Source organism: Rhodanobacter sp. FDAARGOS 1247 (assembly GCF_016889805.1).
In the GTDB taxonomy this organism is placed as follows: Bacteria; Pseudomonadota; Gammaproteobacteria; order Xanthomonadales; family Rhodanobacteraceae; genus Rhodanobacter.
Genome location: NZ_CP069535.1, coordinates 896,463 through 916,522, shown reverse-complemented (window position 1 = coordinate 916,522; position 20,060 = coordinate 896,463). Strand labels below are relative to the sequence as shown.

Sequence of the window (20,060 nt, the reverse complement as noted above, 5' to 3'; positions counted from 1 at the left end):
GGCATGGTCGATGACGGAAAGCTGGATTATGCGGTCGTGGCATGGGCATTGCGTGGCAATGCTCGGCGCTTTTTCCTACACGTATTCGACGACTTCCAGGTCGAAGCCGGCCAGGCCGACCAGCTTGCGCGGCGTGCCCAGCACGCGCAGCCGGCGCACGCCGAGATCGCCCATGATCTGCGCGCCCAGGCCCAGCTGGCGCCACTCCTGCTGCTGCGCATCTTCCGGGGCCTGCGTGCTGGGCTGGCGCTGCAACCTTGCCAGCAAGGCCTCCGGCGTGTCCTCGCCGGACAGCACCAGCAGCACACCGCGATCCTCGTCGGCAATCCGGCGCAGGGCCGAGGTCACGGTGAGGCCAAGGTCGTCGCGCTTGAGGTGCAGCACGTCGGACAAGGTGTTGCGCACGTGCACGCGCGACAGCACCGGCGCGCCGTCATCGACGGTTCCGCGCACCAGGGCGTAGTGCAGGCCGCGGCGGATCACGTCGCGATAGGCGATCAGCCGGAACATGCCGAACTCGGTCTCGACCATTTCGTCGTGCACGCGCTGCACGGTCTTCTCGGTCTCCAGCCGGTAGCGGATCAGGTCGGCGATCGAGCCGATCTTCAGTCCATGTTTGGCCGCAAAGACTTCCAGTTCGGGACGGCGTGCCATCGAACCGTCTTCATGGAGGATCTCGATCAGCACCGCCGAAGGCTCCAGCCCGGCCAGTGCGGCCAGGTCGCAACCGGCCTCGGTGTGGCCGGCCCGGGTCAGCACGCCGCCGGGTTGCGCGGTGAGCGGGAAGATGTGGCCGGGCTGGGCCAGGTCCTGCGGCTTCGCGTCGTTCTTCACGGCGACCTGGATGGTACGCGCGCGGTCATGCGCCGAGATGCCGGTGGTGACGCCTTCGGCCGCCTCGATCGAGACGGTGAAGTTGGTGTGGTAGGACGAGGTGTTGTCGCTGACCATCGGCTTCAGGCCCAGCTGGCGCGTGCGCTGCTCGGTCAGGGTGACGCAGACCAGGCCGCGCGCCTCGCGCACCATGAAGTTGATGTCTTCGGGCCGCACCATCTGCGCGGCCATGATCAGGTCGCCCTCGTTTTCGCGGTCTTCGTCGTCGAGGATCACCACCATGCGACCGGCGCGGATGTCTTCGAGGATTTCGGGGATGGTGTTGAAGGGCATGGTGGGGGTCCGGGAATGGAGACGGGGGAACGGGGAACAGAGAAGCGGAGAAGCGGAAGAACCGTCATCCCGGCGAAAGCTGGGATCCAGTGCCTGCAAGGCGCATGGGGCGCTGGATTCCAGCTTTCGCTGGAATGACGGTCATTGGCATCACGCGAAGCCGTGCTGTTTGAGGAACGCCTCGTCCAGCCGCGGCGCCTCGCCGCTGGCCAGCAGCCGTTCGACATAGCGCGCGATCACGTCCACCTCGATGTTCACCGCGTCGCCGGCGCGGCGCGCGTGGAAGGCGGTGTGCTCGACCGTGTGCGGGATCAGGTTGACGCCAAATCGTGACCCGGCGACTTCGTTGACGGTGAGGCTGGTGCCGTCGATGCAGACTGAACCCTTGGCCGCGATGTAGCGCGAGATCGTCGCCGGCACCTCGAACGTCCAGCGCTGCGAGCGGCCATCCGGGGTGATCGACACCACCTTGCCGAGCCCGTCGACGTGGCCGGACACCAGGTGTCCGCCGAGGCGGTCGGCCAGCCGCAAGGCCTTTTCCAGGTTCACCGGATCGCCGGCCTTCAGCTGGCCCAGCGAAGTCAGCGACAAGGTCTCGTTCGAGACGTCGGCGCTGAAGCCGCGCGGCTCCAGCGTGATCGCGGTGAGGCAGACGCCGGAGACGGCGATGGAATCGCCGAGCTGCACATCGGCGAGGTCGAGGTCGGCGGTGTCGACATGCAGGCGCACGTCGCCGCCGCGCGGTTCGAGCCGCACGACGCGGCCCACGGTCTGGATGATGCCGGTGAACATCAGCGCGCCTCCGGCGGGAGGGCGGTGGACCGCATGGACGCAATGGCTTTCATGAAACGTATCCCGCATGAAGTTAAGCGAGTACGCCACAAGGCATCAGGCCAGACGCGCACCGGCAAGGGCGCGCGTCGTGCCGTCTTCTCTTTATCCGGACTGTGAGGAAGCGGTCGCCCGCTTCCAACCGTCGGCTCCGGAGTCTGACCGGATCTGCTGACCTTCCGGCCTGGCCGGAAGCGCTCGCGGGCTCGTTCCGAGGAACCTACCGCCGGTGGGGAATTTCGCCCCGCCCTGAAGACGCTGTGCATGGTTGCCGGCCGAGGCCGACGGCGAATTCTAGCACCGCGGCGTGGCGCGACCGCATGTTGCCGCGGCGAATGCAGTGTTCACCCGGGTGCCACAACGCCTTGCTCAGGCGGGACGCAGCTGCAATCGCCAGTCCGCACCCAGCAGTTGTTGCTGCCGCAGCGTGAGCTGCCAGCGCTGCGCCATGTCGGTAAGGGCCGGCAGTTGCAGCAGCGGCCGGGCGCTGTCGCCCAGCAGGATCGGCGCGACATACAGCAGCAGTTCGTCGACCAGGCCGGCGGCGAACAGCGCGCCGCACAGCGTGGGGCCGGCCTCGACATGCACCTCGTTGCAGCCGCGGCCGGCCAGCAGGGCGAGCACGGCGTGCAGGTCGATCATGTCGCCCCGTGTCGCCACGGCCATCCGCTCGATCCGGGCGAAACGCCCGTCCGCACAAGATGCCGCGGCGCCATGCAGGACGAGGGTCGGCGCCGACCCGTCCAGCACGTGGCTGCCTGGCGGCGTGCGCAGCTGGCGATCGAGCACCACGCGCAGCGGCGGGCTGAACTCCTCGTCGTCGCCAAGTCGCACGGTAAGTCGCGGATCGTCGGCCAGCACGGTGCCGCTGCCGCTGAGGATCGCCGAGCTGCGGGCGCGCCAGCGCTGCACGTCGGCACGCGCGGCCTCGCCGGTGATCCATTTCGATTCGCCGTTGGCCAGCGCCGTGCGCCCGTCCAGGCTCATCGCCAGCTTCACCCGCACGAACGGACGGCCACGCTCGATCCGGCTGAAGAAGCCCGCATTCAATTCGCGGGCCGCCTCGCGCTGCAGGCCCGTCTCGACCATGATGCCGGCCGCGCGCAGCCGGTCGATGCCGCGGCCGTTGACCTGCGGGAACGGGTCCTCGCTGGCGATCACCACGCGGCGCACGCCCGCGGCGACCAGCGCGTCGGCGCAGGGCGGCGTGCGTCCGTGATGCGCGCAGGGTTCCAGCGTCACATAAGCGGTGGCGCCGCGCGCCGACCCGCCCGCTTCGCGCAGCGCGAAGACCTCCGCGTGCGGCTCGCCGGCACGCTGGTGAAAACCCGTGCCGACCACGTCGTCGCCATGCGCGATGACGCAGCCGACCCGCGGATTCGGCTGGGTGGTGAACAGGCCATGCTCGGCCAGGCGCAGGGCGTGCGCCATGTGGGCGTGATCAACTGCCGAAAAGGAATCCGTCACTTGCCTTCGCGCTTGCCGCCACCGAGCAGGGGCAGCTGCAGATCGGCCAGTCCCGGCAGGTCGCGCTCGAGCCGCTCGATCTCCTCGCGGAACGCCTGCACGTCCTCGAACTTGCGATAGACCGAGGCGAAGCGCACGTAGGCGACCTGGTCGAGGTTCTTCAGCTCGCGCATCACCAGCTCGCCGAGCTGGCGCGAGGGCACCTCGCGCTCGCCGCTGCGGCGCAAGTCGTTGATGATCGCGCGCACCGCGGCATCCACGTCGTGGCTGGCCACCGGCCGCTTCTGCAGCGCACGCTCGAAACTCACCCGCAGCTTGCGCTCGTCGAACGTCTCGCGCCGTTCGCCGCTCTTCACGATCGTCGGCAATTTCAGCTCGGCGGTTTCGTACGTATTGAAGCGCTCGCCGCACTGCGGGCACTCGCGCCGGCGACGCACGGTGCTGCCATCCTCGGTCAGTCGCGAATCGATCACGCGGGTGTCTTCGTGCTGGCAGAAGGGGCAGTGCATGGTCAGTAAGTGTCGGCCATCGTCTGCACGAAAGCACGCACGGCGGGCGGCAACCGCCCCTGCAAGGCGCCCCGCTCGTGCTGGAACAGGGTGGCGACGAAGAACGGATGGCCGTCCAGTTCGACCCCGCGTACGTCGTCCGCATCGTCCACGGCACAAACCCGCAACGGACCGTCCGCAAGCGCCCCCCGGAAATCGGGACTCAAGCCGTAGCTGCAGTGATAGCCCTCGACGATTGAATTGGCAGCATAGGCCCGCGCCAGCCGGGAGCCCTCGACCAGGTGCACGGCATCGGTCACCTCGACCAGCGAGCACAGCAGCGGCACGATGACCTGGCGCCGGGCCTGCGGCGCCGTCTCGGCATGCTCGGCGTCGGCCCAGCCGAGTACGTTGCGCGCATATTCGATCATGGCGTGCTGGAAACCGCCGCAGGTGCCCAGGAACGGAACGTGCCGCTCGCGCGCCACCCGGATCGCCGTGAGCGCGCCGTCCATGCTGCGGTACGGACTGGCCGGCACACACCAGAGTCCATCGAACTCCGCCAGCGACGCGCCATCACCGACCTGTTCGGTCGGTACCCATATCGGTTCGACCGCCACGCCGCAGGCGGCCGCCGCCATGTCCAATGCCACCGGAATGGCGCGATGGGCGACCACTTCATCGTTGTGGTCACCGATCAACCCGACCTGAAGCGCGTGCATGCCGATGGCTCAGCCGTAGACCGGAAACTTCTTGCACTGCGCCGTCACCGCCTCACGCACGCGGGCGATCACCGCCTCGTCGTCCGGCGCGTCCAGCACGTCGCAGATCCACTGCGTCAGTTCGATCACGTCCCCTTCCATGTAGCCGCGGGTGGTGACGGCGGGCGAGCCGACGCGCAGGCCGGAGGTGACGAACGGCTTGCGCGGGTCGTTCGGCACGGCGTTCTTGTTGACCGTGATGTGCGCCTTGCCCAGCGCTTCCTCGGCCGCCTTGCCGGTGACTTCCTTGCCGATCATGTCGACCAGCATCAGGTGGTTCTCGGTGCCGCCGGAAACGATCTTGTAGCCGCGCTCGATGAAGGTCTTCGCCATCGCCTTGGCGTTCTTCACCACCTGGGCCTGGTAAGTCTTGAACGCCGGCTCCAGCGCTTCCTTGAACGCCACCGCCTTGGCCGCGATCACGTGCATCAGCGGACCGCCCTGGATGCCGGGGAACACGATCGACTGCAGCTTCTTCTCGATCTCTTCGCCGGCGCCCTTGCTCACGATGATGCCGCCGCGCGGACCGCGCAGGGTCTTGTGGGTGGTCGAGGTGACCACGTGCGCATGCGGCAGCGGGCTCGGGTACACGCCGGCGGCGACCAGGCCGGCGACGTGGGCCATGTCGACGAAGAACAGCGCGCCGACCGAATCGGCGATCTGGCGCATGCGCGCCCAGTCGACCACCTGCGAGTAGGCGCTGAAGCCGCCGACCAGCATCTTCGGCTGGTGTTCGGTGGCGAGGCGCTGCACTTCGTCGTAATCGATCAGGCCATTTTCATCGACGCCGTACTGCACCGCGTTGAACAGCTTGCCGCTGATGTTGACCTTGGCGCCGTGGGTGAGATGGCCGCCATGGGCGAGCGACATGCCGAGAATCGTGTCGCCCGGCTGCAGCAGCGCCAGGTACACCGCCTGGTTCGCCTGCGAGCCGGAGTGCGGCTGCACGTTGGCGTAGTCGCAGTCGAACAGCTGCTTCAGGCGGTCGATCGCCAGCTTCTCGGCCACGTCCACGTACTCGCAACCGCCGTAGTAGCGCTTGCCCGGGTAACCCTCGGCGTACTTGTTGGTCAGCTTCGAACCCTGCGCTTCCATCACTCGCGGGCTGGCGTAGTTCTCCGAGGCGATCAGCTCGACATGATCTTCCTGGCGGCGGCCTTCATCGGCGATGGCCTTGGCCAGTTCGTCGTCGTAACCGGCAATCGTGCAGTCCTTGGGGAACATTCTGACCTCGTGAGTGGCGGGCGGGGAAGTTCGAAAGTGTAGCCCCGACGGGCGTTTCCGGCCACTGATGGCATCCCGGTGCAGGCGTGGTTTGAATAATTGACTGACAGATATTGAAATCTGTCAGTCAATTGTCTAACATCGGCACGCGTCGAACGCAGCCCTCGGGCCGACCAGCCAACCGGCAACGGCCATCCCCTGCACTCGCGGCGGCGCCCGACAGCCAGCCCGACTCCGCTGGACACCCTCCCTCCCTTCTTCGAGGACATCACATGTACGCCATCATGGGCATCACCGGGCAGGTCGGCAGCGCCGCCGCGAAGTACCTGCTGGAGCGCGGCGAGCGCGTGCGCGCCATCGTGCGCAACAGGAGCAGGGCCGCGGCGTGGGCCGCACGCGGCGTGGAGATCGCCGTCGCCGACTGGTCGGACGCGAAGGCACTGGCCGCGGCCTTCACCGGCGTCGAAGGCGTGTTCGTGATGCTGCCAGCCAACTTCACGCCCGATGCGGACTTCGCCGAACCGCGCGCCCTGATCGACACGCTGACCGCCGCCCTGCGCAAGGCACAGCCGCCGAAGATCGTGGCGCTGTCGTCGATCGGCGCCCAACAGGAACGCGACCTGGGCCTGATCACCCAGCTGCACCTGCTGGAACAGGCGCTGGACGCGCTGCCGATGCCGCGCGCCCACGTGCGCGCCGCCTGGTTCATGGAGAACCTGCGCTGGGATGTGCCGCTGGCGCAATTCGAGGGGCGGCTTGCCAGCCACCTGCAGCCGCTCGACCGCTCGATACCGATGGTCTCCACCGACGATGTGGGGCGCACCGTCGCCAACACGCTGGAGGAAACCTGGTTCGGTCGCCGGGTGATCGAGGTGGAGGGTCCGCGACGCTACAGCCCGCTCGACATGGCGCAGTCGCTGGCCGCCGTGCTGGAGCACGACGTGGAGACGATCGCGATACCGCGCGAACAATGGGCGGCGCGCTTCGTGGACGAGGGCATGCCGGCCGATCGCACCGCACCGCGCATCGCCATGCTGGACGGCTTCAACAGCGGCTGGATCGGCTTCGAGAAGCGCGCGACGGAGCACGTGTGCGGCCGCATCCCGCTGGGTTACGTGGCGGACGAACTCGTCTGCGCCACGCTCGATGTGCTTGAATCGGCGGCATGAACGACTCCGTACTCACCCCCGAACGCATCCTCGCTGCCGCCGAGGATGTCCTGCGCCGCTACGGGCCCGGCAAGGCGACCGTGGTCGACGTGGCGCAGGCGCTCGGGGTCAGCCACGGCAGCGTGTACCGCCATTTCGCCAGCAAGGCGGCGCTGCGCGAGGCGGTCCTGCGCGGCTGGCTGGCGCGGTCGATGGCGCCGTTGCAGGCGATCGCCAACAGCCGCACGCCGCCGCCGGCGCGCCTGCGCCAGTGGTTCTCCACCCTGCGCCAGGCCAAGCGTGACAACGTGCTGGGTGACCCCGAGCTGTTCGCCACCTACAGCGCGCTGGCGGCGGAAGCGGGCGAGGCCATCGCCGAGCACAAGGGACGCATGCAGCAGCAGATCGCCTCGATCCTTGCCGCCGGCGTAGCCAGTGGCGACTTCCGCCAGCTCGATCCCGCCGCCACCGCACGAGCCCTGTTCGATGCCACGGCGCGCTTCCACTACCCGGGGCTTTCCCACCTCTGGGGTCAACCGGGCGAGGACGCGGCGTTCGCCCAACTGCTCGACCTGCTGCTGGCCGGCCTGGCCCCGGCGCCCGCTCCGTCGCGACGGCGCAAATAGCCGGGTAGGCCTGAGCGGGGTCAGAGTGCCTTTTCGTCCTGGCGAAAAGGCACTCCACCCCCTCCTCGCTTATAATGCCCGGTTTGGTGAATCCCCTTTCCGCGCCCGCCTGTCGGCGGCGCGGCGCCCGCTTTCGGAGGTTGCATGAGCTCGCAGTACATCTACACCATGAACGGTGTCAGCAAGATCGTTCCGCCGAAGCGGCAGATCATCAAGGACATCTCGCTCAGCTTCTTCCCCGGCGCGAAGATCGGCCTGCTCGGCGTCAACGGCGCGGGCAAGTCCACCGTGCTGAAGATCATGGCCGGCGTGGATACCGACTTCCAGGGCGAGGCGCGCGCGCAGCCGGGCACCAAGATCGGCTACCTGGCGCAGGAGCCGGACCTGAATCCCGAGAAGACCGTGCGCGAAGTGGTCGAGGAAGGCGTCTCCGTGATCCTCGACGCGCAGAAGCGGCTGGAAGAGGTCTACGCCGCCTACGCCGAGGACGGCGCGGATTTCGACAAGCTGGCCAAGGAACAGGAACAGCTGGAAAACCTGCTGGCCGCCAACGACGCCCATGCTCTGGAACGCCAGCTCGAAGTGGCCGCCGATGCGCTGCGCCTGCCGGCGTGGGACGCCATGGTCGGGCCGCTGTCCGGCGGCGAGAAGCGCCGCGTGGCGCTGTGCCGCCTGCTGCTGTCCAAGCCGGACATGCTGCTGCTGGACGAACCCACCAACCATCTGGACGCCGAGTCGGTCGACTGGCTGGAGAAGTTCCTGCACGACTATCCCGGCACCGTCGTCGCCGTGACCCATGACCGCTACTTCCTCGACAACGCCGCCGAGTGGATCCTCGAACTCGACCGCGGCCGCGGCATTCCGTGGAAGGGCAACTACACCGAGTGGCTGGAGCAGAAGGACGCCCGCCTGAAGCAGGAAGCGAACCAGGAAAAGTCGCGCCAGAAGGCGATCGCGAAGGAGCTGGAGTGGGTGCGTTCGGCCGCCAAGGGCCGCCAGTCCAAGGGCAAGGCTCGCCTGGCCCGCTTCGAGGAGCTGAACTCGGTCGACTACCAGCGCCGCAACGAAACGAATGAAATCTTCATCCCGCCGGGCGAGCGCCTGGGCCAGGAAGTGATCGAGTTCAAGAACGTCACCAAGTCGTTCGGCGACCGCGTGCTGATCGAGGACCTGTCGTTCAAGGTGCCGCCGGGCGCGATCATCGGCGTGATCGGCCCCAACGGCGCCGGCAAGTCCACCCTGATGAAGATGATCATGGGCAAGGAGACGCCGGACTCGGGCGAGGTGAAGCTGGGCCACACCACCAAGCTGGCCTACGTCGACCAGTCGCGCGACGCGCTCGATCCGAAGAACAACGTGTGGCAGGAAGTGTCCGGCGGTTCGGACATCCTCACCATCGGCAACTTCGAGATCCAGTCGCGCGCCTACATCGGCCGCTTCAACTTCAAGGGCACCGACCAGCAGAAGATCGTCGGCAGCCTGTCCGGCGGCGAACGCGGCCGCCTGCACATGGCCAAGACCCTGCTGCAGGGCGGCAACGTGCTGCTGCTCGACGAACCGTCCAACGACCTCGACGTGGAAACCCTGCGCGCGCTGGAAGACGCGTTGCTGGAATTCCCCGGCAGCGCGATCGTGATCTCGCATGACCGCTGGTTCCTCGACCGCATCGCCACCCACATCATCGCGTTCGAGGGGGACTCGCACGTCGAGTTCTTCCCCGGCAACTACAACGAGTACGAGGCCGACAAGAAGCGCCGCCTCGGCGATGAGGGCGCGCGACCGCACCGGGTGAAGTACAAGAAGCTGGCCTGATCGTCTGCCTGAACTGGCGGCACCCTCGCCTGCCTGACGGAAAATCGCGAACCCGCCGGATGTCGAACGGCGGGAAGATCGTTTGAAACCCTGCTGGCGCTCTGACCGGGTCGGGCGCTCTCGCGCACGTCGGCTCAGCCGTGGCGGCAGGCGGGCGAAGGGACCGGGACCTGCCGCGCGCGAGTCTCAGGGTTGCCCATTGGCGCGTATCGTCTCCGCGTTGATCGCATGCACCCTGGCAGCGTCCACCTTCTCGACCTTGCGGTCATAGGTGAACAAGCCGTTGTGCTCGCCTTCGACGTCGGTGATCTGGGTATAGACGCTGCCGGACACACCGATGGCTGGACCCTTGTCGCGCAGCACGGCGGTATTGGCGACGTAGCCGGCGGTCAGCGCCGCGCTGTCTTTCACATCGCCGTACGGGTTGATGGCCGTGTTGGGCCAGACATGACCGGGCACGCCCAGGGTCAGGCCACCGTGCTCGCCGTCCATGGAGGCGCGCGTCGCGTCCGGGCTGGGCAGGCCGGGGCCCTGGTAGTCATGCACGTCGTAGACGTCGCCAGCATGCGGATCTCCCTTGGTGTCGCAGCAATTGGCACCGCTGCGCGCATCGACCAGACGCGAGGAATCGAGCTGCCTGATCTGCGCTGCCAGCTCGGCGGCCGCCGGGATGCTCCACTGGCCCCAGCCTTCGTTGAACGGAATCCAGCCGATGATCGAGGTCTCGCCCTTGAGTTGCTCGATGATCGCCGAGACGTCGGCGCGGAAACCGGCCTTGTCGGCGTCGCCGAGCTTTTCGTTGCGGCCGTTCGGCAGCGCCGGCATGTCCTGCCACACCATGATGCCGATGCGGTCGGCCCAGTAGTACCAGCGCGCCGGCTCCACCTTGATGTGCTTGCGGATGGTGTTGAAGCCCAGGTCTTTGGTCTTCCGGATGTCGAACCTGAGCGCCGCGTCGGTGGGCGCGGTGTAGATGCCGTCCGGCCAGTAGCCCTGGTCCAGCGTGGCCAGCAGGAAGGTCGGCTTGCCGTTCAGCACGATGCGGTTGCGTCCACCCACCTTCTCCACGGCAATCGTGCGCAGGCCGGCATAGCTGGTCACTTCATCGCGTTGATCGCCCTTGGCGAGGGTGGCCTTGAAGATGTACAGGAAGGGATCTGCCGGACTCCACAGGCGCGGATGACCGATGGGCAGACGCAGCGGCTTGCCGGCCGGTCCGCTCGCCTCGCCCACCGCCTTGCCATCCGCATAAGCGACGACATGCAGCGTGGCATCCCCGCCACCGCCTTGCAGCTTCGCAGTCACCGTGAAGGCATCCAGGCTGCGTGCCGGCGTGAAGGTCAGTTGCGCCAGGCTGGTCGCCGGCACCGGCTCCAGCCACACCGACTGCCAGATGCCCGAGGCCGCGGTGTAGAAGATGCCTTCGGGTTTCAGCCGCTGCTTGCCAACCATCACATTGGCGCCGTCCACCGGTGCATGCACCGCAACGACGATCTCCTGCGGGCCGTGCGGGCGCAGCGCCTGCGTGATGTCCGCGCCGAACGACGTATAGCCGCCCGTATGCCGGACCACCTGCTTGCCGTTGACATACACCGTGGCGTCCTGGGCCACCGCGCCGAAGTTCAGCCGCACATGCTGGCCCTGCGCCGTGAAGTCCGCCGGGACGTCCACCAGTCGCCGGTAGAACATGAAGTCCGCATGCATCTGCACGCCCGAGAGCACCGATTCGATCGGATACGGCACCAGCACCGAGCTCTTCAGCGCCCGGCCGAACGGCGGTGCGCCTCGACCATCGGCCACCGCGTACTGCCACAGGCCGTTCAGGCTCATCCACCGGGGATGTTCCAGTGACGGGCGCGCCAGCTGCGGCCGCGGATAGTCGGGCAATGCGTTGCCGGGCGACACTTCGGCCGTCCACGGTGTCGCCAGCGGCGCCACCTTGCCGCTCCACGTAGCCTGCTTGTCCGCCGCCATCGCCATCGACGCAAAACCCATTGCCAGGGTCATGCCGATCCAGGCGCGCGCACGCCATGTCTTGATGCTCCACGTCATCTGCTATTCCTCGTGAGTCTCGCCCCGCGCCGTCATGGAAGGCGGCGCATCCCGCGGGCGGGCGCCCCACGCCTTGTTCGGCTCGGGGCCCATCGTGAGCACCAGGGTGGCGCCGTTGGCGATGTCCGCATGGCTGAACCAGGGCCTGGTCCACGGCTTGCCGTTGAGCGTCGCGGACTGGATGTAGATGTTCTTCGCCGAGTTGTTGCGCGCGTCGATCTCGAGCACCTTTTCGTTGCCCATGTGCAGGCGGACGCGATCGAAGATCGGGCTGCCGAGGATGTAGTCGGGGCTGGAGGGGTCGACCGGATAGAAGCCCATCGCGCTGAGCACGTACCAGGATGAGGTGGAGCCCTGGTCGTCCATGCCGGGATAGCCGTAGCCGGTGGCATCGCTGCCATACAAGTCGGCGAGGATGCGGCGCGTCAGCGCCTGCGTCTTCCAGGGCTGGCCGCTCCAGGCATAGAGATAGGCCGCCTGCTGGTCCGGCTGGTTGCCCTGCACGTACTGGCCGATCATGCCCGTGCAGTCGCGGCAGATGCCCTGGGGCTGGTAAGGCGTGGCGAAGAAGGCGTCGAGCTTGGCGTTGAAGGCGTCGCGTCCGCCCAGCAGGTTCATCAAGCCCTGCACGTCGTGCGGCACCAGCCACAGCGTGGACCACCCCGACGCTTCCTTCATCATGAAGTTGTAGTACGGCTCGGCCGGATCGAACGGCGAGATCCACTTGCCGTCGGCGGTCCTGCCGCGCATGAAGCCGACCGACGGATCGAACACGTTGCGGTAGTTCGAAGCGCGGCGCTCGAACATCGCCGCATCCTCCGTCTTGCCGAGCCGCCGGGCGAAATCCGCCAGTGCATGGTCATCCCACGCGTATTCAAGCGTGGTGGCGACGCCCGCCTTGCCGCCGGCGTAAGGCGGGCTGGGGTTTCCGTCCGGCACGACGTCGGAGATCCAGCCCTGCTTCGCGTATTCGGCCAGGTAGCCGCGCGGCCCCTTCGGATCGGTGGCGTTCTTGCGCAGGTACTCGTAGGCGCCGACGTAGTCGAAGTCGATGCCGCGCTGCCATGCACCGTCGTAGAGGAATACCGCATGGTCGCCATGGAACGAGGTGTTCATGTAGCCGCGCTCGCGGGCGCGGTCCAGCTCGGAACGCATGATGTCCTTCACGACAGTCGGCTGGAGCAACATCAGCAGCACGATCTGGTTGCGTCCCGTATCCCAGAACGGCACCGGCCCGTAGTGGTCGTAGTCCGCGACCTGGTCATGGCCGTCGGCGTCCGTATAGTGCTCGCCCTGGCGGGCGACCATGCGCGGGCTGGCAAAGGAGTGGTAGAGCGTGGAGTAGAACAGCATGCGCTGCTTCGGCGTGCCTCCGCTCACTTCGACGCGATCGAACAGTTGCGCCCATGCCGCACGCGCCCTGGCGTGCACGCGGTCGAAATCCGCGTCGCTGTCCTGCGCCCTCAGCCGCTGTTCGGCTTCTTCGGCGCTGTGGCCGTGGGCGATGCGCACCACCACCTGCTCGCCTGCCCTGGTGTCGAAGGTGAGATAGGCGCCCGCGTAATCACCCGAGATCTTGCGGCGGCCAGCCTGCACGTCCTCCCTGCCCAGCCCTTCGTCCTTGTCGGTGATTTCGGCGCGGAAGGTGCCGAAGCGGGTGAAGGGCCGCGAGAACTCGGCCACGAAGAACGGGCCGTCCGCGTCCCTGTCGCGGCGCCCGGCGGTGGCGACACCGCGCAGGGTGTGGTCACCGACCACCTCGACGTCGCCGCCTCCCCGTCGCAGGTTCACCACGACATTCGAGCGGTGGCTCTCGGGGAACGTGAAGCGCATCAGGCTGGTCCACTGCGTCGCCGTGAGTTCGACGCGTGTGTGGAACGTTGCGAGGTCGACCGCGTAGTAACCGGGCGATGCCTTCTCGGTTGCCTTGTCGTAGTACGACGTCGCGTAGTCCGGCGGCACGGTCCAGTCGCCCACCACCGGCATGACCATGGGCTCACCGCGCGCGCCATAGGTCGAACCGCCGCCGGTGAAGCCGATCATCGTCGGGCGGCGGTAGTCATAGGCCACGGGCACGCCCGTGGCGAAGCCGAGGTCGGCGTTGATGTTGACCGGGGCCGCTTCCGTCGCGCTTTCCGGCAGGCTCGCGCCCGGCGTGGTCATGCCCGTGTAAAGCGGCTCGCCTGGCGGCGGCGCGTTTCCGATCCACACCTGCCGGTCCAATGGCGCGGTGCCGACCAGCGGATTGGCTTCATCGACAGCCGATTTTTCCGGTGCAGACCTGCCGCCATGGACTGGATGGCTTGCGGCGATGCATGGGACCGCGAAGGTCGCCAGCATCACGGCCAGGAGGATGCGCCCGTTGCGGAACGGTGCGCGGGAACGTGCGAGAGAGGGGAACATGGGAATCTTCCAGGACGTGGGGCGGTCTTGGGGCCGGGCAACAAGGCCTGGCCCCACGCATACTTCCTGCTTAACCGCCATCGCCGAATTTGTACGTCAGGCCCACGTAATACTGGCGGCCGGCATACTCCAGCGAGTTCAACCGTGCCCGGGTGTCCGAGCCCAGGTACGAATGGGGCGTCGACTTGGTCAGGTTGATGATCGACGCGGTCACCATCAGGTGCTTGTTGAACTCGTAGTCGCCGTTCAGATCGATCTGGTGATACGGCTGCGAGTAGATGGGCAGCCCCGCGGCCAGGCCCTGCATGGTGCGGCCGGTCCAGTTGTCGCTGGCACGCAACAACAGCCCATGCTTTTCATAGAACAGCGACACGTTGGCGGCGTACTTGGCGCTGCCGATCAGCTCCGACTTGCCGACTTGGGTATCGCCCAGCGAAACGGGGGTTTCGTTGGTCTTGTTGAGCGTGTAGTTGGCGATGTAGCCAAAGCCCGAGTCGAAGGTGTGCTGCGTATAGAGCTCGATGCCCTTGGACGTGCCCGAGCGGCCGTTGGCATTGGTGCTGTACTGCAGGAAATTCTCCTGCGTGCCGCCGACATCCACCGTGATGTTGTTGACGGTGACCGGCACGACGAAGTTCTTCACCTTCTTCTGGAACAGGTCGATGCCGACGACCGAGTGCGGCGCGTAATACCACTCGCCCGCCAGGTCGAACTGGGTGGCCGTGAACGGCTTCAGGTCCGCATTCGCGCCGCTGCCGTACCAGCCCGGCGGCGGGGCGCCGAACTGCTTGCGGTCGTTGTAATAGTCCACGGTGTTGTTGGTCAGGCTGCCGAGCTGGGCCAGGTCGGTGTAGTTGGCGCGGGCCATCGCCTGCGAGCCGGCGGCACGCAGCACGAAGTCATCGGCGAAGGTCCATGCGATGTTGAAGCTCGGCAGCAGCTTGTTGTAGCGCTTGCGGGTAGAGGCATTGGTGTACGCCTCGACGACCGCCTGCTCGCGCGGCAGGTACTGGAAGTCGCCCGGCGCGCAGGCGCCGCCGCCGGCATTCACGCCGGAGGCCGGGCAGATCAGGATGTTGCCCGCCGCGTCGTGGTAATACACCGCGTTGTTGGTGGTGACCTCGTCGGCAACGGTGAGGTTCTGCTCCGTGCTGACGAAACGCAGGCCCACATTGCCGCGCAGCGTGCCGGTGTCGAAGTTCGCCTGGACATAGGCCGCGGAGATCTTTTCCTGGATCGACGACTTGTTCTGGGGCTTGTTGTAGATCACCCGGTCGTAGGTCGAGTTGAGGTAGTTGTAGTAGGCCGGGAAATTGATCGCCGGGAAGGTGTTGTCGTTGTAGGCCTCGTTGTTGCCGTCGAGCGGGTTCGGCAGGAGGAAGCTGGCCGGCAGCTGGCCGGCATTGGGATCGCAGGTCTGGAACTGCTCCGTGGTGCCCTTGCAGTACCAGCGGACCTCGTTGCTCTGCTGTTCGGCGTGGTTGTCGCGATACTTGACGCCGAATTGCAGCGATTGCATCCAGCTGGAACCGAGAGCCAGCGTGAAGTCCGCCTGGGCGAAATTCTGCGAGGTGTCGGTGTTGACCATGTTGGAGCCGGTCGAGCCGAGATCCACCTGTCCCGCACCTGCCAGCATGTTCTGCAGCACGTCCGGCGAGGCGGTGATGGTCGGCTTGCCGTCCAGCGTCCACGCGGCGCCGTTGCTGCCGTCCACCCACTGGCCGTTGACGAAGTTGCGCGGCTTGGCCGCCATGCCCAACTCGATCGACGGGCCGCCCGTCGCCCAGGTGCGGCCGATGTTGAACGTGCCGCTGAGGGCGCCGCCGTTGTCCCACTCGCCTTCGAGGTTGAGCGTCTGCGAGGTGGCCTTCTCGACGGAATAGTTGCCGTTGAGCCACGGGATCTCGGTCGAGCAGACATCCACCGGCTGGCGCACCGCACCGGTGCTGGGGTTGGTCAGCGCGTTGCAGCCCTGGCCCGCGGGCGGAAGCACGTAGTTCGCGCCGGTGACGACGGTATGCGACGGGTCGAACGTCAGGCCATTAGGCGCCAGCAGCCGGCCCTGCTGGTCCGTGAAGTTGCTGTTGCTGGGCAGGCCCCACTCGGGAATCTCGAGCGTGTTGGTGATCTGGGTCTGCTGGCGCTGGAAGCGGAAGTAGTTGCCCGTCAGCAGGAAATGATCGCCGGGCTTGAACTGCATGGTGGCCTGGATGCCCTTGGTCTTCAGCTCCAGCTGGTTCCGGCTGGTGCTGAACTGCTGCGGCATCCAGTAACCGTTGTAGCCGTTGCCGGCCTGGTCGACCACGCCGCCGCCGGACCACAGGTCGATGTTCGGTGCCACATCGGCGCCGTACGGATTGCCATGCACGTCCGTGGGCGGCGCGGTACACGAGGCGTGGTCGGTGCAGTCGTTGCTCCACCAGTGCCAGCTCGACGCGTTGGCCGTGTAGTCGACATCGCGGCGCTTGTGGTACGTGCCGGCGACCAGGACGCCGAAGGTCTCGTCCTTGTTCTTCCAGGACCACAGTGCCGATACCTGGGGAGTGATCCTGCTGCTGTTGTCGGAGCCCGCCCCGTTGAGGGACACGAAACCGTCGTTCGCCTTCATCTCCAGCGGGCGGCGCGTGCGCAGGTCCACGTTGCCGCCGATGCCGCCTTCGTCCAGGCGTGCTTCCAGGCTCTTGTAGAGCTTGATGTCCGAGAACATGTTGGACGGCATCAGCGTGTAGTTGAAGGAGCGCGTGAGGCCGGCGGAGGTATCGGCCGAGGCCACGTAGTTGCCGTTCAATTCCGTCAGTGTCAGTTCGGGCGAAAGGCCGCGGATGCTGACCGTCTTGCCCTCGCCGGACTCACGGCTGATGACCACGCCCGGCACGTGCGCAAGGGCATCGGCGATGTTCTTGGCGGGGAACTGCGCGATGTTCTGCGCGTTGATCACCTCGACGATGGAATTCGCATCGCGTTTTTCCAGCATGTTCTGGTCGATCGACTGTGTGTAGCTGGTAACGACGACCGCTTGCAGATTGGTGGGGTTTGTTTTCTCCGCGGCCTTTTTCTTGCCTGACCTGGTTGCCTTTGCGTTGTCGGCAGCTTGCCCGGACGGCGGTGTCGCTGGCGCGCTTCCGGCTGGCGGCGATACCTGTGCAGCATCGGCAACCCCGGACAGCCCCAGGGACCCGCCAAACGACAAGGTCACCAGAGCGAGTGCGGCATACAACGGCTTGCGGTTAGAGACGTGAGGCAGATGAGTCATTTCTTGATCCCCATTCGATGTACGTCCTTCTGGAGTCAGCGGTGATTCCCCCCGGTTGATCACGTGCTGCCGGATGCGTGATTTGCGCGATTGTGCAGTTGTGTTCTTCCCGTCCCTGGCGAAATTAGACCGATCTAAATTTTTGGCCGTCAGGTTGTCGACTTGACGTTGGCATGCGCTTTCAAGGCCTTGGATGCACTGTGGAGAGTGCCCGGATCGTCTGCCGCCAAAGCGGCTGCCTGGAACAGGGACGGCTCGGCACCGTTGTCCGCCGCTGCTGCTCCCTGGCTTGATCCAATCAACTCGTCCGGATCATTCGCACCGCGAGATGACCTGGAATTACCTGATTTGGATCGTTCTAAATCCCTTGGGACCATTAATTCGCCGAAGACGCGAGATGTCACGCTGCGACGCAAAAAACGCCATGGGCGAGCCCGGGTCCGCGGAATCTTGAGGAGAGACCCGCCAATGCGCTCGGGCATCGGGCTGCATCGCACAGGATGGCGCTCCGGCGCCTGTCTGCCGGACCCGTTGGCACCCCTGAAGGCGGCCAGCCCCTCGTACGCCTGCGCAACGCCAGCCGGGGCTGCGCCGTACACACGCACGCCATCGCCCGGCGCTCAACGATGCCCATGAGTTGTGCGAGGCGTCGACGCGACAGGGAACGCGAAGGCGACGCACGGGATCGCATGCGCTTCGTTAAACTACACGACCACCTTTTCACCGGAGCTCCATGCCATGCGCTTCCAAGACACCCTGCGGCGGCGCTGGGACGAACATGGCACCCTGGTCTGCGTAGGCATCGATCCGGAACCGGCGAAATTTCCCGCACACCTGCGCGACACGCCTGACGCGGTGTTCGAATTTTGCCGGAGCATCGTCGACGCCACCGCCGACCTGGTCTGCGCGTTCAAGCCGCAGATCGCGCACTTCGCCGCGCTGCGCGCCGAGGACGCGCTGGAACGGCTGATCGCGCATGTCCACGACAAGCATCCCGGCGTGCCGGTGATCCTCGACGCCAAGCGCGGCGACATCGGCAGCACCGCGCAGCATTACGTCAGCGAAGCCTTCGAGCGCTTCGGTGCCGACGCGGTGACCTTGAACCCGTACATGGGTCGCGATTCGATCCAGCCGTTTCTGGACCGCGCCGACAAGGGCGTGATCCTGCTCTGTCGCACGTCCAATCCGGGCGGCGCGGATTTCCAGGCGCTGGATTGCAGTGGGCTACCGCTCTATCTGCGCGTGGCCGAGACCATCGCCCGCGACTGGAACGCGAACGGCAACTGCGCCCTGGTCACCGGCGCCACCTGGCCGGAAGAACTGGGCAAGGTGCGTGCGGCGGTCGGCGACATGCCGCTGCTGGTGCCGGGCATCGGCGCCCAGGGCGGCGACGTGGAAGCGGTGCTGCGCCATGGCCGCACAAGCGATGGCGCGGGTCTGATGATCAGCTCGTCGCGGGCGATCCTGTACGCGGGAGATGGCGAGGACTTCGCGCTCGCCGCGCGTGCCGCCGCCAGCGAACTGCGCGACACCATCAATCGTCATCGGCACGATTGAATGACCCATGCGCCGGCGCGCCGCCGGCGCATGGGTCACACCGCGGCGGACTTCGCCGCGTGCTGCATCTTCGTCTTCAGGTCGAGCGCGTCCGCCGCATCGAGCAGCGCGCGCGCAAAGCTGCGCACCTCGGCCGGCCGCAAGGCATACCAGTTGCCGCTCTTGCCCACCTCGGCCAGATTGCGTCCCGCGCGCGACACGCAATGGGGCCGGAAGATCACCATGCCGGTCAGCGATTCCGAACTGATGTCCGCAGACACGATCTGCATGTGCGTTTCATCTTCTTTCTTCACCAGAATTCTCCCGGGCGGGATTCCGCCCCCGACCCACTCTACGCCATCGCATCTTCCTGCGATGTTTTCCGATGGCGCCCGGGGTTCGCGAGCGCTGTAGTCTTGGCAGCTGCCGATGGCCGACCACCTGCCGCCCACCGCGCAGACCCCTTACCCACAAGGAACACAACGCATGTCCGACCGGAACGACATCCGCATGGAAGACTGGAATCGCCTGCAACATGAAGTGGCCCGTTTGCGTGTACTGGTGATCGTCGCCCTGCTGGCGGTGATTGCCCTGGCCGCCATGTCCCTGCTGCGCAAACCGGAGGCGTCGGCCAAGCCCGACGCGATCATCCGCACGCAGGGCCTGGTGATCACCGATGCCCAGGGCCACGACCGCATCCTGATCGGCGCACCGGTGCCGGCCAGCAAGGACCGCACCCGCAAGGACGATGCTTCGGACGGCATCATCTTCCTCGGCAAGACCGGCGCCGACCGTCTCGCGGTCGGGCAAACCCCGACCCTGCATATCGATGGCAAGACCTACAAGCGCCGGGGCGACGACAACAACTACGGCATGACGCTTTACGACACCAAGGGCAGCGAGCGCGGCGGCATGGCGTCGATGGGCACCGGACGCGTCGGCATCGCGCTCGATCGGGCCACGCCCCCGTACGAGGCCATCGGCCTGATGGTGGACGACCAGGACAATTTCGCCGGGATGTACATCAACTACGGCGACCCCAAGGCCCGGGGGCCGGCCTTTGAAATGGGTACCGACGCCAAAACCGCCCATGTCCAGTTCAACGGCACGGATGGACTTGCGCGCGCACAACTGAACCTCGATGACGCCAACAAGCCGGCGTGGCAGTTCGATGATGCCGCATCGGCGAAGGCCGCCGCGGAGAAGGAACAGGCTGCGCAGGCCAAAAAGCACTGAGCAAGGTGACAGGCGGGCCATGGACGGCTCGCAGATTCGCCACCCGAGCTTCGCGC

Annotated in this window: 15 protein-coding genes and 1 riboswitch; of the genes, 5 read left to right on the top strand and 10 right to left on the bottom strand. The window is 66.5% G+C overall.

The genetic code is table 11. The features are described from left to right. Positions 1-75: 75 nt before the first annotated feature. The 6 genes from ribBA to glyA all read right to left on the bottom strand — a co-directional run bounded on the left by ribBA (position 76) and on the right by glyA (position 5,938). Positions 76-1,167: a bifunctional 3,4-dihydroxy-2-butanone-4-phosphate synthase/GTP cyclohydrolase II gene (gene ribBA, locus I6J77_RS03925; protein ID WP_056763990.1), complete on the bottom strand. Its 1,092-nt coding sequence runs from the start codon at positions 1,165-1,167 to the stop codon at positions 76-78. A 150-nt stretch (positions 1,168-1,317) separates the two neighbouring features. Then, positions 1,318-1,959, bottom strand: coding sequence for a riboflavin synthase (locus tag I6J77_RS03920; RefSeq protein ID WP_204110642.1), 642 nt, complete (start codon positions 1,957-1,959; stop codon positions 1,318-1,320). A 131-nt stretch (positions 1,960-2,090) separates the two neighbouring features. Next, a riboswitch (FMN riboswitch) is annotated at positions 2,091-2,259 on the bottom strand. Between the two features lie 108 nt (positions 2,260-2,367). After that, the gene (gene ribD / locus I6J77_RS03915; RefSeq protein WP_204110641.1) at positions 2,368-3,429 is read right to left on the bottom strand and encodes a bifunctional diaminohydroxyphosphoribosylaminopyrimidine deaminase/5-amino-6-(5-phosphoribosylamino)uracil reductase RibD; all 1,062 of its coding nucleotides are present in this window, start codon (positions 3,427-3,429) and stop codon (positions 2,368-2,370) included. Between the two features lie 32 nt (positions 3,430-3,461). Next, the gene (gene nrdR / locus I6J77_RS03910) at positions 3,462-3,974 is read right to left on the bottom strand and encodes a transcriptional regulator NrdR (RefSeq protein WP_056717486.1); all 513 of its coding nucleotides are present in this window, start codon (positions 3,972-3,974) and stop codon (positions 3,462-3,464) included. A gap of 2 nt (positions 3,975-3,976) precedes the next feature. Beyond that, positions 3,977-4,675: a CTP synthase gene (locus I6J77_RS03905; protein ID WP_204110640.1), complete on the bottom strand. Its 699-nt coding sequence runs from the start codon at positions 4,673-4,675 to the stop codon at positions 3,977-3,979. A gap of 9 nt (positions 4,676-4,684) precedes the next feature. Continuing rightward, positions 4,685-5,938 carry a serine hydroxymethyltransferase gene (gene glyA / locus I6J77_RS03900; protein ID WP_056717484.1) on the bottom strand — a complete coding sequence of 418 codons (1,254 nt, stop codon included), beginning with the start codon at positions 5,936-5,938 and terminating at the stop codon, positions 4,685-4,687. A 272-nt stretch (positions 5,939-6,210) separates the two neighbouring features. Between glyA and I6J77_RS03895 the strand changes: the two genes are divergently transcribed. The 3 genes from I6J77_RS03895 (at position 6,211) to ettA (ending at position 9,524) form a co-directional block, all read left to right on the top strand. Beyond that, positions 6,211-7,107: an NAD(P)H-binding protein gene (locus I6J77_RS03895; RefSeq protein WP_204110639.1), complete on the top strand. Its 897-nt coding sequence runs from the start codon at positions 6,211-6,213 to the stop codon at positions 7,105-7,107. Continuing rightward, positions 7,104-7,712 carry a TetR family transcriptional regulator gene (locus I6J77_RS03890; protein WP_204110638.1) on the top strand — a complete coding sequence of 203 codons (609 nt, stop codon included), beginning with the start codon at positions 7,104-7,106 and terminating at the stop codon, positions 7,710-7,712. The genes I6J77_RS03895 and I6J77_RS03890 overlap by 4 nt, the downstream gene beginning before the upstream one ends. 144 nt (positions 7,713-7,856) lie before the next feature. After that, a complete protein-coding gene (gene ettA / locus I6J77_RS03885; RefSeq protein WP_204110637.1) occupies positions 7,857-9,524 on the top strand; it encodes an energy-dependent translational throttle protein EttA in 1,668 nt (555 codons plus the stop codon). A gap of 186 nt (positions 9,525-9,710) precedes the next feature. On the opposite strand, the gene I6J77_RS03880 is transcribed toward ettA, so the two are convergent. The 3 genes from I6J77_RS03880 to I6J77_RS03870 form a co-directional block, all read right to left on the bottom strand. Continuing rightward, complete coding sequence (locus tag I6J77_RS03880) at positions 9,711-11,576, bottom strand: glycoside hydrolase family 2 protein (RefSeq protein WP_204110636.1); 1,866 nt, start codon at positions 11,574-11,576, stop codon at positions 9,711-9,713. A 3-nt stretch (positions 11,577-11,579) separates the two neighbouring features. Continuing rightward, positions 11,580-13,979, bottom strand: a complete 2,400-nt coding sequence (locus tag I6J77_RS03875; RefSeq protein WP_239309186.1) for a GH92 family glycosyl hydrolase — start codon at positions 13,977-13,979, stop codon at positions 11,580-11,582. 70 nt (positions 13,980-14,049) lie between these two features. Next, positions 14,050-16,953, bottom strand: coding sequence for a TonB-dependent receptor (locus I6J77_RS03870; RefSeq protein WP_239309185.1), 2,904 nt, complete (start codon positions 16,951-16,953; stop codon positions 14,050-14,052). A gap of 1,017 nt (positions 16,954-17,970) precedes the next feature. Here I6J77_RS03870 and pyrF point away from each other — a divergent pair. Then, positions 17,971-18,789 (top strand): orotidine-5'-phosphate decarboxylase, encoded by an 819-nt coding sequence (gene pyrF / locus I6J77_RS03865; protein ID WP_204110634.1) that lies wholly within the window; start codon positions 17,971-17,973, stop codon positions 18,787-18,789. Positions 18,790-18,824: 35 nt separating this feature from the next. Here pyrF and I6J77_RS03860 read toward each other — a convergent pair whose 3' ends face one another. Next, a complete protein-coding gene (locus I6J77_RS03860) occupies positions 18,825-19,058 on the bottom strand; it encodes a hypothetical protein (protein WP_056717476.1) in 234 nt (77 codons plus the stop codon). A 139-nt stretch (positions 19,059-19,197) separates the two neighbouring features. Here I6J77_RS03860 and I6J77_RS03855 point away from each other — a divergent pair, with 139 nt between their 5' ends. Beyond that, the gene (locus tag I6J77_RS03855) at positions 19,198-20,004 is read left to right on the top strand and encodes a hypothetical protein (RefSeq protein ID WP_239309184.1); all 807 of its coding nucleotides are present in this window, start codon (positions 19,198-19,200) and stop codon (positions 20,002-20,004) included. Positions 20,005-20,060 lie beyond the last annotated feature (56 nt).

What these genes read in the sequence shown, in the direction of transcription:
- glyA (WP_056717484.1), bottom strand. Translation starts at nt 5,938, where the DNA reads ATGTTCCCCAAGGACTGCACGATTGCCGGTTACGACGACGAACTGGCC.
- I6J77_RS03895 (WP_204110639.1), top strand. Translation starts at nt 6,211, where the DNA reads ATGTACGCCATCATGGGCATCACCGGGCAGGTCGGCAGCGCCGCCGCG.
- I6J77_RS03860 (WP_056717476.1), bottom strand. Translation starts at nt 19,058, where the DNA reads ATGCAGATCGTGTCTGCGGACATCAGTTCGGAATCGCTGACCGGCATG.
- ribD (WP_204110641.1), bottom strand. Translation starts at nt 3,429, where the DNA reads ATGGCGCACGCCCTGCGCCTGGCCGAGCATGGCCTGTTCACCACCCAG.
- I6J77_RS03920 (WP_204110642.1), bottom strand. Translation starts at nt 1,959, where the DNA reads ATGTTCACCGGCATCATCCAGACCGTGGGCCGCGTCGTGCGGCTCGAA.
- nrdR (WP_056717486.1), bottom strand. Translation starts at nt 3,974, where the DNA reads ATGCACTGCCCCTTCTGCCAGCACGAAGACACCCGCGTGATCGATTCG.
- ribBA (WP_056763990.1), bottom strand. Translation starts at nt 1,167, where the DNA reads ATGCCCTTCAACACCATCCCCGAAATCCTCGAAGACATCCGCGCCGGT.
- I6J77_RS03905 (WP_204110640.1), bottom strand. Translation starts at nt 4,675, where the DNA reads ATGCACGCGCTTCAGGTCGGGTTGATCGGTGACCACAACGATGAAGTG.
- I6J77_RS03870 (WP_239309185.1), bottom strand. Translation starts at nt 16,953, where the DNA reads ATGCTGGAAAAACGCGATGCGAATTCCATCGTCGAGGTGATCAACGCG.
- I6J77_RS03855 (WP_239309184.1), top strand. Translation starts at nt 19,198, where the DNA reads ATGGCCGACCACCTGCCGCCCACCGCGCAGACCCCTTACCCACAAGGA.
- pyrF (WP_204110634.1), top strand. Translation starts at nt 17,971, where the DNA reads ATGCGCTTCCAAGACACCCTGCGGCGGCGCTGGGACGAACATGGCACC.
- I6J77_RS03875 (WP_239309186.1), bottom strand. Translation starts at nt 13,979, where the DNA reads ATGTTCCCCTCTCTCGCACGTTCCCGCGCACCGTTCCGCAACGGGCGC.
- I6J77_RS03890 (WP_204110638.1), top strand. Translation starts at nt 7,104, where the DNA reads ATGAACGACTCCGTACTCACCCCCGAACGCATCCTCGCTGCCGCCGAG.
- I6J77_RS03880 (WP_204110636.1), bottom strand. Translation starts at nt 11,576, where the DNA reads ATGACGTGGAGCATCAAGACATGGCGTGCGCGCGCCTGGATCGGCATG.
- ettA (WP_204110637.1), top strand. Translation starts at nt 7,857, where the DNA reads ATGAGCTCGCAGTACATCTACACCATGAACGGTGTCAGCAAGATCGTT.